The organism is Bifidobacterium thermacidophilum subsp. thermacidophilum DSM 15837 (assembly GCF_000426425.1).
GTDB classification, from domain to species: Bacteria; Actinomycetota; Actinomycetes; order Actinomycetales; family Bifidobacteriaceae; genus Bifidobacterium; species Bifidobacterium thermacidophilum.
This window is the reverse complement of record NZ_AUFI01000007.1, coordinates 81,491-96,618: the sequence shown is the minus strand read 5'-3', so window position 1 is coordinate 96,618 and position 15,128 is coordinate 81,491. Positions and strand designations below refer to the sequence as shown.

Sequence of the window (15,128 nt, the reverse complement as noted above, 5' to 3'; positions counted from 1 at the left end):
TTTTCATGTGGAATGCCTTCCTATGCGGCTTGGGCGGCTGTCCTGTTCATCGAGCAGGATTTGCTGAATCGCCTCTTCGTCAAGATTGCCTAGGCGCGTCTGCCGTTCGATGTTGTCTTTGATGAGTTCGATGGCCATAAGGAATCCCATGATGAGCAGAATCCAAATCAGCCAGATGACCATGGCGTTGACCTTGCTGCTCGGCGTGAGAATGGACAGCACAACGGCGAGAATCACCGGCACGGCGATACCCATGATGAGTGCGGCCCGCCTGAGTTTCGGGTACAGCATGGTGAAGCGGGCGGCTCTGCGTTCGATGCGCTCGCGGTACTCGTCCCGTCCGGCCAGTGCGCGGATGATTTGTGTCAGGCCATACGTGCGGCCGGGCATTTCCATTTTCTCGCTGACGACCATGTCGCCTTCCTCAAGTTCGCGCGTGAACAGGCGGTTGAGATTGGCGGTTTTCGGCCGCAACCACAGGCCTAGAATGAAGAACGCGACGGCGAAGATCATGAGTTTGGCAATGTCGTCGAGCCATTGGCCGTCGTAGAAGCCGGCGATGCATTCGCGCAGTGCACCGATCCCGTAGGTGAACGGGAACAGCTGATACACCTTGCGGAAGAAACTTGGCATCATTTCAATGGGGTACAAGCCGGTTCCGCCCGGAATCTGCACCATAACCAAGGCGATGGCGATGCCTTTGCCGATGTGGAGGAAGGTGGTGGCCAGCGCGTAGATGATGCTGTGGTAGACGAGCGCGACGATGATGCCGGTGCCTACGAACGCGAACGGATTGACCGCCTGCACGCCGAGCAGCATTTCACCGACTGTCGTGGTGACGCCTTGCCCGGCGGCGAGGATGGCGAGCAGCAGCCATCGGCCCCAATAGCGTTCTCCCGGGGTGATGTTTTCGATGCCGTCGTCATCGGCTTCGGTGCGCAGAATCACGGTGAGCGTGAAAGCCCCCACCCATAGGGCGAGCGCGGTGAACAGGGGCGCCATCGCGGAACCGTACGAATTCACCGGGAAGAGGGTTTTTGTGGAGAGCACGGTGGGGGAGAGCATGAAGTCGGAGATCTTCTTGGCGTCGAGTTTGCCGTTCTCCCCGAGGATGTTGCTCAGTGCGTTGGATGTGCTCAGCGCGGTCAGATCCGTGGCCAGGGTGTCAACCTTGCTCTGCACACGGTCAAGGCTGTCGCCGGCGCTGTTGATGGCGCTGCGAGTGCTGGCTGCGGACTGGTCAAGCTGGTCGAGCACGGTGTTGACCTGCGCGACCAGTGAATCCTGCCCGGTGACCAGGGCGCTCAGGGTTGCGCTGGTCGAGGCGAGGCTGCTTAGCCCGCTGTTGAGTTTCGGCAGTGCCGTCGTGTTGATGGTGGTGCGGGCTTCGTTGGTTGATTGCAGCGTGTTCTGCGTGGCGTCGTTGAGCGATTGTGACGCCGTGGTGCCGGCGGTGACCGTGTCGTTGATGTCGCGGTTCAGGGTGGTCAGGTCGCTGATGGAACCTTGCAGATTGTCGTTCTGCTGTTGGAGGCGTTTGAGCGCCGCAGTGCCGGCGTCGGTGGCGATACCAGCGTTGCCGAGTTCAGTGTTGAGCTCTGTCAGTTCGGTGATGATGGTGGCGTTCGTGTCGCTGACGTTCTGGGCGGCGTCGAGCGCGGTCTGGACCGAGCCGTTCGCCTTGGTTAGCGCCGTGCCGAGGGCGGCGACGGTGAGGCTGGTCTGCGAACTGGCTTGCGACAGCAAGCTTGAGCTGGTGTCAAGCGTGGTTGAGGATTCCGATGTGAAGGTGTTGATGCTGGTCTGCGCGGTTTTCAGTAGTTGCGAGGTGCCTGTCAGTCCGTTGCCGGCTTGGGCCGCCAGCTGGGTTGCGGTGTTTAAGGACGCGCGCGCTGCCGACGTTTTCGTGGGTACCTGCGCGAGTGTCGTGTCAAGGTCTGTCATGGTCTGGCGTATGGTCGCCAGATTGTTGGACGTGGTCCTGAGATCTTTGGCCGCGCTCCCGCCTGCGGTGGACGCCTGGTCGTCAATGGTGTCGGCGGTCTTGTTGACGATATTGACAATCGCCTTGCTCGCCGTGGATACGAAATTGCTGTTGATCTGCTGGTCAAGCGTATTGGCGCCGGTGTCGGTGACTTTGGTGGCCACGGAGTTGGCTTTTTCGTTGACGTAATAGCTCAGTTCGGGCCTATCGCCGCCGCCGGTGACCACGTTGACGAGCGAATCGCTGAAATCGGACGGGATGATAATCGCCGCATAGCAGCGCTCGGATTCGACGCTTTCCAAGGCGTCGCTCTCATTCATGAACGTCCAGCCGATCTGCTTGTTTTTCTTCAGCTCGTCCACGACCTGCTTGCCCGCGTTCAAATCGCCGGTCAGCGTGCTGGTGGTGCCTTTGTCTTTGTTGGCAACGGCGACCTTGATGCCGTTGGTGTTGTTGTACGGGTTCCAAAAACCGCGCACGTTGAACCACGCGTACATCGGTGGGATGAGGCACAATCCGAAAGCAATCACCCACGCGGTTGGGGCTTTGATCCAGCGCAGCAGATCGCGGCGCAGGATTTTCAACGCATTCCTCATATGGCGGCCCCTTGCTTGTTTGACGTGCATACCTTAATGGTAAAAGCGATACGCGACACGTAGCGCTACGAGATAAGTAGCGTAACGGCAGGTGTGGAAGAGTTCGCTGCCGGATTGAGGCTTCTGCGCGTGTCGTGCCGGTGTGTCTAGATATGCTGCGTCCGGCTCTGGGGTGATGATTTGTTCCGGGGTGGGTTCGGTGAGGCTGATTCGGGGATTGGACTCCGAAATCGGTTTTGGTCCGAGGGGAACACTGGAATCAGTGTGTGCCTGGCCGTGCGGCCGGTCGGCTGTAATCAAAGAGCCTTGGTGTTCCGCTGTTTTCGTGTGGACGCGGTTGGAACCGTCTGCCGCAGTGGCCGCTACCTGTGGCCAGTTCGGAGATTGGCCGTCGAGATTGGATTTGGTCCGGCTTCGGAGCTGTGGCCGGTTTGGCGGCTAGCTGGTCATGGTCTGGGAACCGCGGGATTCCGACGTTTTAGGATTGATACGGATTGCGTCCGCTGCCGGACCGCCTGTTTCCGTGGACTGATTCGGGAATCGAACGCCGAAATCGGATTCAATCCTTGCATGGCTGCGCAATCGGCTGTGTTCCTGATTGACCGGATCCCGAAAGCATTGGGATTCCGCCGTTCCCGGATGGATACGGATTGTGTCCGTCTGCCGGATTGCTTGTTTTGGTGGACTGATTCGGGAATCGGACCCCGAAATCGGATTCAGTACGAGGGGAACACTGGAATCAGTGTGTGCCCGGCTGTGCGACCGGCCGGTCATCATCAACGAACCACGGTATTCCACCGTTTCTGGATGGATACGGGTGGTGATTGTCTGCCGCAGTTGCCGCTGTCCCGTGGACCGGTTCGGAGATCAGGCCTCGAGATTGGATTTGGTCCGTGTGGGATGTTGGTGACTGGCGATGTGATGACTTATATCGGTTTCGGGAACCGCGGTATTTCGCCGTTTCTGGATTGATGGGGATTGTGCCAGCCTGCCGGACCGCCTGTTTCCGTGGGCTGATTCGAAGATTGACCGTCGAAATCGGATTTGGTCCGGCTTCGGGGCCGTGGCCGGTTTGGCGGCTGGCTGGTCATGGTCTGAGAACCGAAGGATTCAGCCGTTTTAGGATGGGTGCGGATTGCGTCCGTCTGCCGGATTGCTTGTTTTCGTGGTCCGGTTCGGGAATCGGATGCGGGAATCGGATCCGGTCCCCGCGCATCGGGCGTGGCCGTCGGCATGCCGTATGTGTGGATTGTTGGTTTCGGTGCGTGTCGCTGCCGGTGTCGTGGTGTTCCGGGCGTAGACTGGGACCAGCCTTGCGTCATCCCGGGAACCGCCTGTGCGCCCCGTGCGCGTTCTCGGCGGCCGGTATGCCGTTGGCGGTAAGAGAAGGTCGCGCGGTGGCGGCTGGCACGGCGTGACCCCGGGGTCGGGGTCGGGAGTGTTCGGCGTCGCGACGCGCGGTTGCGGATCGGGGGCGATGATGCGGCACAATGGTTCCGCCCGGACACTGGGGGCGTGGACACGGTTCAAACATGTGATGGCGGTATCGGCGCCAGGCGCGCGGGGAGGTGTGTGTGATGTCGATGAGTGAATCGTTGGATGCGTTGCGCGGGTATGAGGATTTCCTCGCCTCGCATGGCGCTGATGTGGTACGCAGGCTGCGTCCGGGGTTGGACGGGCGGCGGATCGACGACCTGTGCCGGCAGCATAACGCGGTATTGCCGCAGGATGCGCGCGCGTTGTGGATGTGGCATGACGGTGATGCCGCCGGCCCGTGGGAGGACAACGGGTGGACCGGCCAGCCCGGCATCGTCGCCTGGTATTCCTTCCCCAGCCTCGAATCCACACTCACCATGCTGGAAAAGGCGTATCCGAATCCGGGACTGCAAGTCGATATTTCCCTCGACGATGGCACAGAATCCCAGGTACCGCTCCGCAGCATTCCTCCGATTGCCTACTATCTCGGCGAACCGAGAATGTCGCTTGTCTGCCCTGATGGAGAAACGGCGATCGTGTTCCCCGGCAGCGGCAACGATACCTATGCGCTGGAAAGCGGGGATTGCTGGACTATCCCGGAGTTCGTCGCCATGTGCGAGCAGTGCATCAAGTCCGGCATTTGGCGTATCTACCCGGATGGGCAGATACGTTGTGATCGGCAGTGGCAGATCGAGGACTACCGTCAACGGGCGAAGAAATCCAAGAAGAAGCCTTCTGCCAAACGTGGCAGGTCATATCTGGATAAGTTGACGCCTGAGCAGCGGCAGGGTCTGCTCAGCGGCATTGCCGACTTCATCAAGGCTGCGCAGGAGTACGAGGCTGAGACAGATGCGTCGGCGGACGGGAATGCTGACGATGCTCGGGAAGGAGACGGTCATGGCGTTCAGTGAAGTCACCGAGGCATTGCGCGAGTATGAGGCCAAGGTCGCAGAGAAAGGCGGCACCGCACCACGCCGGCTCCGTCCCGGGCTCACTCGTGAGGATGCGCAGCGGATCGCCGCCGGGTATGACGTCACACTGACCGAGGACGCGCTCGCCGTGTGGATGTGGCATGACGGCGAAGGCACCGTCCCCTACTGCCCGGGATATCGGGGCAAAACGGAAAGCACGCCAGGGATCTTCGCAGGAGCTGGATTCCCGCCGCTGTCCGTTGCATTCCAGCTTGCCGAGCGGATGTGCGCGCTTTGGGAATGGGGCGAGGGTGATGGCGGCTATCCGACACATCATATGAATAAGAATGATGTCAAGGATTTCAACGGCGGAACCAGCGCGATGTGCCTGTGGGATGTCCCTCTCGTCGTCTACGACGGTGATTTGCCGCAAACAGTCATTGATTGTCATGATCCCGATGCCAAGGATTCCCTCGTATTGTCATGCGACTACGGGTATGTCAATCCGAGCTCGCGGACGGTATTGGACTTCGTCCGCCAGGAGATTGGGCGGCTCGAAGATGGTACCTATACGGTTAATGAGAATGGCATCCTTCTGTGAGATAAACAGGATTGTTGCTCTTGTGGCCGGCGGACTGCCGAGCTTTGAATCTGTCGACGCATTTTTTGGCGTACCCGCGGACTGATTCGGGAATCGGATGCCGAAACCCGATGCGGTTCGCGGGCGGCGGTGGGATTATCGACCTGTTCGGTGTGCTGTATTGCGGGAGCTTTGGTATTTCGCGGCTCACGCATGATTGCAGATTGCGACCACATGCCGTGCCGGCCTTCTCCGTGGACTGGTTCGGAGATTGGCCGTCGAGATTGGATTTGGTCCGTGTGGTGTGTTGTGGCGGGCGGCGTGGTGGCTGGTATTGGTTTCGGTATCCGCGGTATTCCACTGTTTTTAGATGATTGCGGATTGCGGTCGCCTGCCGGACTGCCTGTTTCCACGGACTGGTTCGGGAATCGGACGCTGAAATCGGATTCGATCCTAGCGTGGCTGCGGAATCGGCTGTGTTCCTGATTGACCGGATTCCGAAAGCATTGGGATTCCGCTGTTTCCGGCTGGATGCAGGTGTTGATCGTCTGCCGTGGGGACCACCGTCGTGGACCAGTTCGGAGATTGGCCGTCGGGATTGGATTGGGTCCGGATTCGGAGCCGTGGCCGGTTTGGCGGCTGGCTGGTCATGGTCTGGGAACCGCGGGATTTAGCCGTTCTTGGATGAGTACGGATTGAGGCCGTCTGCCGGACCGCCTGTTTCCGCGGATTGATCCGGAAATCGAACACCGAAATCGGATTCGGGTCGAGGAGAACACTGGAATCGATGTGTGCCCGACTGTGCAACTGATCGGCGATAATCAAAGAACCTTGGTGTTCCGCCGTTTCCGGATGAGTGCGGTTTGCGTCCGTCTGCCGGACCGCCTGTTTCCGCGGATTGATCCGGAAATCGAACACCGAAATCGGATTCGGGTCGAGGAGAACACTGGAATCGATGTGTGCCCGACTGTGCAACTGATCGGCGATAATCAAAGAACCTTGGTGTTCCGCCGTTTCCGGATGAGTGCGGTTTGCGTCCGTCTGCCGGATTGCTTGTTTCCGTGGACTGATCCGGAAATCGGACATCGAAATCGGAATCGGGCCAAGGAGAACACTGGGATCGATGGGTGCACGACTGTGCGGCTGATCGGCGATAATCAAAGAACCTTGGTATTCCGCCGTTTTCGGCTGGGTATGGTTTACGGGCGCATGCTGCGACGGACAGCCGTACGGACTGGATCGGGAATCAAACGTTGAAACCCGATCCAGTCCACGACAGGAGTGCGACAGATGTTGATGCATCTGAGCTTCGGTGTCGCAGCGAAGGTCGGCGGCCTTGAGAACTGCCGCAGCCGTGTGGATTTGCAGCCGCTGAAATCACATAGTCGTGCGGTCTATGCGGACATGCAGATTGCACAGTCATGCAAATCATGCAGCCGCGCAAATCACGCAGCTGCGGCGCGCAATCGTGTGGACCCGCGCAGCCGTGTATTCCAAGGGACCGCGTGGCTCGCATAGCCCGACCGCTCACTTGCGGCCGCCCGCTCACTCACATGCTGCCGGTGTCGTTGAAGATGCTGCTTCCGCCAAGTCCGAGTCCAAGGCTGCTGTCATCGCTGGACGAGCTTGAGCCGTCGCTTTCGGATCCGTCGCTTGATCCGCTGCTCGACCCGGACCCGGAGCCGTTCGAGCTGCCCGGCATCATGCGCCCGTAGCTGTACGGCTGCACGATTTGCTGCTGCCGACTGGGCGTGGCCGCGCGCACGATGAATCCGCCTGCAACGCCGCCGAGTAGTCCGCAGATCAGTGCCGCCACGGCCGCGAACACGATGGTGCCGGTGTTGAGACTGGCGAAGAAGGCGCGGATTTTTGACGGCTTTTTCGGCTTCTTCTGGGTACCCGTCGGTGCAGGATACGCTCCGGGAACCCCGTACGGCGACTGATATTGCGGCTGCTGTGCGTAGGGCTGTTGCGCATACGGCTGGGATGCATACCCGTACGGTGATGCTTGCGGCGGGACCTGCGCCTGACCTGCACCGGCTGCTTGACCCGCCCTAGCCGCTTGGCCGGCGCCGCTCACTTGTCTGTTCTGCTCTGGCGCTGGTGATGACTGATGAGGCTGCCCTTCCGGAGCCTGCCGTGCCTGCGCCGAGGCTTTGGCGACGGCATCTGCCGGTTGCGCTTCGCCGCGATGCGTGGCAGCCCAGTTCCAGGAAACCCCGTCGATGCCCGGGGCTTCTGCGGTGTCGCCGTTTGCCGTAACATCGGTATTCGTCGTCTTGCTGTTGGACGCTTCGCCTGCGGGCACATTCACGACGGATGCCTTGCCGCCGTTGGTTTTCCCGCCCGTTACAGATGCCTTCGCGTCGGTGATCGGCTGTGTCTGCTGCACGTCCTGAATCTGCTGGGTTTCCTGTGCGTCTTGATTCTGCCGGTCTTGCGGATTCTGCTGATTTGCGCTCATGCCATGCTCCCTTCAATGTCGGTTCGCTGTCCTCGCCGTGCCGCGGTAGTCGCGACTTGTCTCGGACCGCCGAGCCATGTTGCCCGGCTTCCTTATTGATTTCAGCTAACCTCATCAACCCTTGGATGCACTGCCAATCGGCGTATGAGCATCCCAAAAGTCGCACACGGTGGTCTGCCAAAATCATGGATGAAACCTGAAAGCGCGAGATCACCAGAGCCGGCGGTGCGCGCTGCGAAACCAGTGTGCGCACCGATACAAACTGTCTACGCTGGGGCTGTTGCTGGTTCTTCACTTCCGTTTCTCTGGCTCCGGCTTCGCGCGCGGTCTCAGATTGTCGGCTCTACATCTGCAATTTCGGGTCACCCGTTCCACGCCGCGATTGTTCTAGGCCTCTGATTCTTTCGAAGCTCGACTCCCGATAGCCGCCGACCGAGTACCAAAGAAATCTCCGAGTCTTGAAATCTGAAAATCTTTCGGCTCCGTCCTGATTTCGCGAGATGTTGAGAACAAAGTCTGAAAATCTCGTGTCCGATGCGTGATTGAGAGATATTGAGATTGTCACGCGTCATCGTCGATGTGCGGAATCAGGGAAAGCGCGGAATATCAACGATTCCAGGGTTGACGGTGTCGGCTGCACGCGTTGAAAAGTCTGCAAAAATCGCGGATTTCGTCTCTGCGGAGAGTTGTTTAGAGATTTTTCTGAAAATCTCTGTTCGCCGGCCGATTTTGCAAGATATTGAGAATTCCACGTCTGTCTGGCTGGTCGCGCATGCGTCGCACAGTAAGGGCCGGGATGATGTTACTTTGGAAACGGTTACAACAACTAGGTACGCTGGCAACAGATGCATCGTGGCGACGCGTGGGGTCCTTGCGGATTTCGGTTGGACGATTGGCTGGATAGGAGCAGCATATGGCAGGAACTGACAACGCTGGTCTTCCAATGGCGGGCGCGGATGGGGCGTCGTCGGTGAGCGGCTCCGACAACACTGCAAACGTATGTGATACCGCCGGCAAGGGCGATGATGGAGCAGCTGCTGACAACGCCCCCAGCTCGACTGGCACTTCTGCAACCGCCGCCCCTGCAACCCTGTCCGCGGTATCCGGCGCCATCGCCGCGCTCACGATCTCCGACGCGACCCGCGAGGCGACAGCCAACCAATTGAGTACCGACGAGGAATCATCCTCCCTGCTTGACGACGGCAAACACACGCTCCCGTTCATCACCCGTCTCTACGGCGGCTTGGTCATGCTGCTCGGCGTGTGCACCATCCCGCTGATCATCTACGAACTCACGTATGAAATTCGCCAGGTCCTTGACGGCAAAGTCACGATCGACGCGCTCGCCCTGCCGTTCATCCTCTCCTGCGTCGAAGTGGTGGTGCTGATCGCCAACGCCGCGTGCATGGCGGTGTTCGGCGTGCAACTGTTGCGCAGCCACCGCCGGCATGCCGCCCGGTGGGCGTACGCGCTGATGCCGCTCACGCTCGCGCATGGCATGCTGTCGCTTGCGCTGGAAGGTTTCGGCACGAATTTGCTCGGACCGTTCGTGCAGATGATTATCCTGATCGCCTTGTCAGTCACGCTTGATCCGACGCTGCTCCAGGAACGCCAACTGCAGTGGCATCTCAAGCGCATGGACGACCATGATGCCTACACCAAGGCCGTAAGTGAGGATATGCTCGGACGCGACCAGAGCGGCAAGGGCTACATTTCTCTTGATTTCTTCAATATTTTCTGGCTGTTCGTCGTCGGCTGCGTGGTGGGGCTGGCTATCGAGACCGTGTATCACTTCGTACTCGTCCACGAATATCAGGATCGTGCAGGCCTGCTGTGGGGGCCGTTCTCTCCGATTTATGGTTGCGGTGCGGTGATTTTGACGGTGTGCTTGAACCGGTTGTGGCGCAAAAACGCGGTGTTGATTTTCTTGGCGAGCGCGGCGATCGGCGGTGCGTTCGAATTCTTCGTCAGCTGGTTCATGGAGGCGGCGTTCGGCATCACCGCTTGGGACTACACCGGTCAATGGCTGTCGATTGGTGGTCGTACGTCTGGTAAGTACATGGTGTTCTGGGGTTTGCTCGGGCTCGCGTGGATCAAGTTCGTGCTGCCGTATCTGTTGCGCCTGATCAATAGGATTCCGTGGAAGATTAGGTATTCGTTGACCGCGGTGTGCACGGTGTTGATGCTGGTTGACATCGTGATGACGCTGATGGCGCTGGACTGCTGGTACAGCCGCGTTTCTGGCGTGCCACAGAATGCCCCGGTCACGCAGTTCTTCGCCGAGCATTTCAATGACGCGTATATGCAGCATCGGTTCCAGACGATGACCATCGACCCGTCGAAGTCTGGGCGTATGGCGTGACTCCGACGGATTTGGAACTGCGTTTCCCGTGAACCATGCGATGGGCGTTTGCGCGTGCCTAGAACATATCCGAAGACAACCGATGCAACCGATGGCGTGCGGTGCCGCAGCTAACAGTCGGCCGCCGTTGGTGGAGTTGGTAGCTGTTGCGGTCAACCGCAGTTGTCGGCAAGCTGCTGTTAACGACTACCGCGGTTGGCGGTCAGTTGCCGTACAGATGGTAATACAGCTCAAGATCGCAGTAGGTGATTCCTGTCTTCTTCTCGGTGGTGGTGCCGCCGCCGGAGCCGCCTCTGCCCGGATTCTTGCCTTTGTTCTTTCCGTGATTCTGATTGCCGGTATTCCACGGCCACCAGTCCCAGTCCCCGTCCCAGCCGAAGGGGCCTCCCCACAGCGTCGGGTGGGGCAGCATCATTGTTCCGAAGGTCCCGTAGCGCCACCAGCCGTTGGATCCGTTCGTCTTCGTGGTTGTTTTGGACGTTGAGCCCTCGGTGTCCTGGGATGACGCCGGTATGTGGTCCGGGTTCTGTTCCTTGGTAAGTTGCCCGGTCGAGGAATCATAGACATAATACACGTCGAGATTGTTGCTGTTCGTGGCGTAGATGCGGTAGTTCTGGCCGTTGTAGACGCCGTAATCGCCAGTCTGCGTATCGGGCGTGTATGGGATGGTGTTGCCGTCCTTGTCTACGAAAGCGGTTCCGGGCGTGTAGCACAGCGAGATGTTGGGCGACATGGTGAGCTGGATATCCGAGGTGGTATTGGTGCCGGCTTCCTCATCGAATGTTTTCAACGTGTAGACGCGGCCATTGGGGCTTGCCTTGCGTTCAAAGCTTGGAGGCAGTTTTCCGTCGAGTTCCGAGCTGTAGGTTTCGATGACGCTTGACGCGTTTTTCACATCAGATAGGGTTGCGGCGTTCCACGCTGCTTTGCGGGAGCCCATGTAGACCGGCACTGCGATGGCGGCGAGAATGCCGATGACAATGACGACGGTCAGAAGCTCAATCAGGGTGTGCCCCAGTTGCGAGTGAGTGTTTCGGTAGGTTCTGGGCGTGCCTGAACCTCGGTGAATGACGGTGATACTGCTCATGTCGCGCTGTTCTCTTTCTTCTGTTATCAGCTTCCGCCTGCGGAGGCTGTCTCTCTTCATATGCCGGGATACTTCAATATATCTGTCGGCGGGTTGTGACATCTCGCAGTCGGATACTTTGACCGGAAGATATCAATACTGAAGATAATTATATGCCTGCTTGCGCGTTCTGTGTTCGCGGATCGCGGCGTGAACGCTAGCACATGTGTTCTGGGCGTGTCTAGGATTCTTGAAGGTGTGTCCAAGGTGTGTCCAAAGAAGCCGATGGCGCGTCCGGGAGCACGATTGCTCCGGACGCGCCATCGGGTGAGGGCTGACGAGACGAATTCCGACTTTCGGATGCTGACTTTCGGGTTCCGGCCTAGAAATCCCAATCGTCGTCGTCGGTTTCCTCGGCCTTGCCCATCACATAGGACGAGCCAGAACCGGAGAAGAAATCGTGGTTCTCGTTCGCCGAAGGTGACAGCGCGGCCAGGATTTCCGGGCTCACCTGGGTTTCCTCGGCGGTGAAGCGCGTGGGGTAGCCGAGGTTCATGAGTGCCTTGTTCGCGTTATATCGCACGAACGCGAGCACGTCGGGCAGGAAGTTGAAGCCCGCGTACACGTCCTTGGAATACTCGATTTCCAGCTCGTACAGGCGCTCGAGCAGGTCCATGGTGAAGTCGTGCAGCATCTGCTGGTCGTCGGCGCTGCGGGTCTCAAGTCCGCGCTGGAACTTGTAGCCTGAATAATACCCGTGGATCGCCTTGTCTCGAAGGATGAGACGAATCATATCAGCGGTGTTCATCATGGTGCCGCGGGCTGCGAAATACAGCGGCAGGTAGAAGCCCGCGTACAGCAGCAGCGACGAGAGCAGTGTGGCGGCGACCTTGCGTTTGAGCGGGTCGTCGCTCTCATACTGTTCGAGCACCGTATCGACGCGCTCCTGCAGAATGTCGTTGCCCACGGCCCAGCGGTACGCCTCATCGATCTGCTCGCTGGAACACAGCGTGGAGAAGATTGACGAGTACGAGCGCGCGTGAATGGACTGCATGAACGCGATATTCGTGTACACGGCCTGCTCGTGTTCGGTGCGCGCATGCTCGATCTGGCAGATTTCGCCGATGGTCGCCTGCGTGGTGTCGAGCAGCGTGAGCCCCGTGAACACGCGCACGGTGGTGGTACGTTCGCGCTCGCTCAGCGCTCGCCAGTCGGGTACGTCGTTCGATAGCGGCACTTTCTCGGGCAGCCAGAAGTTGGCGACGAGACGGTTCCACACCTCGAGGTCCTTGTCGTCCGTGATGCGGTTCCAGTTAATCGGCCGCACGCGCGAACCGTGATGATAGCGGTATTGCGCCGGGGTGATGGACGCGGTCATCATCGCGTCATCGGCGATGCGGACAGTGCGGGGTGTGGCGGGGGTGGTGGTCATGATGTTCCTTCGGTCGGTTCAATGGTTCATTGGTTCATGGGACAAGGATTGGCGGAATGACGCCGCTCACAGCATGCAGCTGACGCAGCCCTCGACATCGGTGCCTTCGAGCGCCTGCTGGCGGATGCGGATGTAATACAGCGTCTTGATGCCCTTGCGCCACGCGTAGATCTGCGCCTTGTTGAGATCACGCGTCGTGGCGGTATCGGGGAAGAACAGCGTGAGCGACAGGCCTTGGTCCACGTGCTTCGTGGCTTCGGCGTAAGTGTCGATGATCGCCTTCCAGCCGATGGTGTACGCGTCCTCGAACATGTCGAGATTCTCGTTGGTCATGTAGGGCGCCGGGTAATACACGCGGCCCGTTTTGCCTTCCTTGCGGATTTCGATGCGCGCGGCGATCGGGTGGATCGAGCTCGTGGAATGGTTGATGTACGAAATCGACCCGGTCGGCGGCACGGCCTGCAAGTAGGCGTTGTAGATGCCGTCGCGCAGCACTTGGGCTTGCAACTCGCGCCAATCGTCGGCTGAAGGGATGGTCACGCCGAAACGATTGAACAGGTCGCGTACGGTGTCGGTCCGCGGTTCGGTGTGGTATGTGCCGTCGATGTATTTGTCGAAATAGTTGCCTTTGCCGGTCGGTTTGGCATACGCGCTGTCGTCGAACCCAGCGAAACGGGTACCGCGTTCGGTAGCGATCGCATGCGAGGTGCGGTACGCGTGGTAGGCGACCGTCATGAAATACATATCCGTGAAATCAAGCGCTTCATCACTGCCGTACCGCAGGCCTTCGCGGCCGAGGAACCCGTGCAGGTTCATCTGCCCCAGGCCGATCGCGTGGCTTTCCTCGTTGCCGCGCCGGATGGACGGCACGCAATCCAGTCGCGTGTGGTCGCTGACCGAGGTGAGCGCGCGGACGGCGGTTTCGACACTCGCGGCAAGACCCCCGTCCATCGCCTTCGCGATATTGAGTGACCCCAGATTGCAGGAGATATCACGGCCTACATGCTCGTAGCCGAGGTCCTCGCGGTAGGTGCTTGGCTCCTGCACCTGCAGGATTTCGGAGCACAGGTTGCTCATGGTCACGCGGCCCTTGAGAGGGTTCGCGCGGTTCACGGTGTCCTCGAACAGCATGTACGGGTAGCCGGATTCGAATTGCAATTCGGCGAGCGTCATGAAGAATTCGCGCGCATCGATATACGTCTTGCGGATGCGGTCATCCGCCAGCATCTCGTCATAGCGTTCCGTGACCGAGATATCAGCGAAGGGTACACCATAGACACGCTCCACGTCGTACGGGCTGAACAGGGCCATGCGCTCGCGACGCTTGGCCAGCTCGAAGGTGATGTCCGGAATCACCACGCCGAGGGCCAGCGATTTGATGCGGATTTTCTCGTCTGCGTTCTCGCGCTTGGTGTCGAGGAAGCGCATGATATCAGGGTGATGCGCGTTGAGATACACCGCTCCGGCGCCTTGGCGCGCCCCCAGCTGGTTCGCATAGCTGAACGAATCCTCGAGCAGTTTCATGACCGGGACCACGCCGCTTGACTGGTGTTCGATGCGCTTGATCGGGGCGCCCGCCTCGCGCAGATTCGTCAGCAGGAGCGCTACGCCGCCGCCGCGCTTGGACAGTTGCAGAGCCGCGTTGATACCGCGCGAAATCGACTCCATATTGTCTTCGATACGCAGCAGGAAGCAGCTCACCGCCTCGCCGCGCTGCGCCTTGCCGAGATTCAGGAAGGTCGGCGTGGCGGGCTGGTAGCGGCCGGAAATGATGGCGTCCGCATACTCGATCGCATGCTGCTCGTCACCGTCCGCAAGCTCCAGAGCGACGGCGGCACAGCGCTGTGGGAAATCCTCCAGATACTGCGAGCCGTCAAACGTCTTGAGTGCGTAGGATGCGTAGAACTTGAACGCGCCGAGGAAAGTCTCGAATCTGAAACCTTGGCGTTCTACATGGTCATAGAAGTTGTCCAGAAAATCGTCCGAATACTGGTCAAAGACGCGACGGTCGTAATATCCCTGATCCAGCAGGTAGGCGAGGCGCTCGCGGGTGGAGGCGAACCGCATGGTGCGCGGCTCGACTTGGTCTTGCATATACGCGTCGACGGCCTGATGGTCGGCATCGAAGCGGATGCGGCCGTTGTCGTCGTATAGGTTGAGCATCGCGTTGAGGGCGTGATAGTCGGGAGCCGCCTGCGGAATGGTGAATTGGGGCGATGTGGCGGTTGCGGTCATGGTTGGCCTTTCTGGTTGGTGC

9 protein-coding genes are annotated in these 15,128 nt (G+C 59.4%); 3 read left to right on the top strand and 6 right to left on the bottom strand.

What is annotated here, in order from left to right:
* Positions 1 to 3: 3 nt before the first annotated feature.
* Positions 4 to 2,580, bottom strand: coding sequence for a YhgE/Pip domain-containing protein (locus K315_RS0102815; RefSeq protein ID WP_029576094.1), 2,577 nt, complete (start codon positions 2,578 to 2,580; stop codon positions 4 to 6).
* A 1,583-nt stretch (positions 2,581 to 4,163) separates the two neighbouring features.
* Here K315_RS0102815 and K315_RS0102810 point away from each other — a divergent pair.
* The gene (locus tag K315_RS0102810; protein ID WP_155804613.1) at positions 4,164 to 4,967 is read left to right on the top strand and encodes an SMI1/KNR4 family protein; all 804 of its coding nucleotides are present in this window, start codon (positions 4,164 to 4,166) and stop codon (positions 4,965 to 4,967) included.
* Complete coding sequence (locus K315_RS0102805; RefSeq protein WP_029576092.1) at positions 4,954 to 5,568, top strand: SMI1/KNR4 family protein; 615 nt, start codon at positions 4,954 to 4,956, stop codon at positions 5,566 to 5,568. The genes K315_RS0102810 and K315_RS0102805 overlap by 14 nt, the downstream gene beginning before the upstream one ends.
* Before the next feature lie 432 nt (positions 5,569 to 6,000).
* Here K315_RS0102805 and K315_RS0102800 read toward each other — a convergent pair whose 3' ends face one another.
* A complete protein-coding gene (locus K315_RS0102800; protein ID WP_029576091.1) occupies positions 6,001 to 6,708 on the bottom strand; it encodes a hypothetical protein in 708 nt (235 codons plus the stop codon).
* A gap of 388 nt (positions 6,709 to 7,096) precedes the next feature.
* Positions 7,097 to 8,011 (bottom strand): hypothetical protein, encoded by a 915-nt coding sequence (locus tag K315_RS10585; RefSeq protein WP_029576089.1) that lies wholly within the window; start codon positions 8,009 to 8,011, stop codon positions 7,097 to 7,099.
* A gap of 913 nt (positions 8,012 to 8,924) precedes the next feature.
* Here K315_RS10585 and K315_RS0102785 point away from each other — a divergent pair.
* Positions 8,925 to 10,373, top strand: coding sequence for a putative ABC transporter permease (locus tag K315_RS0102785; protein ID WP_152571475.1), 1,449 nt, complete (start codon positions 8,925 to 8,927; stop codon positions 10,371 to 10,373).
* Between the two features lie 202 nt (positions 10,374 to 10,575).
* Here the strand turns inward: K315_RS0102785 and K315_RS09890 are convergent, their stop codons facing one another.
* The 3 genes from K315_RS09890 to nrdE form a co-directional block, all read right to left on the bottom strand.
* Entirely contained in the window at positions 10,576 to 11,460 is an 885-nt protein-coding gene (locus K315_RS09890) for a type II secretion system protein (RefSeq protein WP_029576087.1), read from the bottom strand.
* Positions 11,461 to 11,821: 361 nt separating this feature from the next.
* Positions 11,822 to 12,817, bottom strand: a complete 996-nt coding sequence (gene nrdF / locus K315_RS0102775) for a class 1b ribonucleoside-diphosphate reductase subunit beta (RefSeq protein ID WP_044086021.1) — start codon at positions 12,815 to 12,817, stop codon at positions 11,822 to 11,824.
* Positions 12,818 to 12,937: 120 nt separating this feature from the next.
* Positions 12,938 to 15,106, bottom strand: coding sequence for a class 1b ribonucleoside-diphosphate reductase subunit alpha (gene nrdE, locus K315_RS0102770; RefSeq protein WP_044085944.1), 2,169 nt, complete (start codon positions 15,104 to 15,106; stop codon positions 12,938 to 12,940).
* Between the last annotated feature and the right edge of the window lie 22 nt (positions 15,107 to 15,128).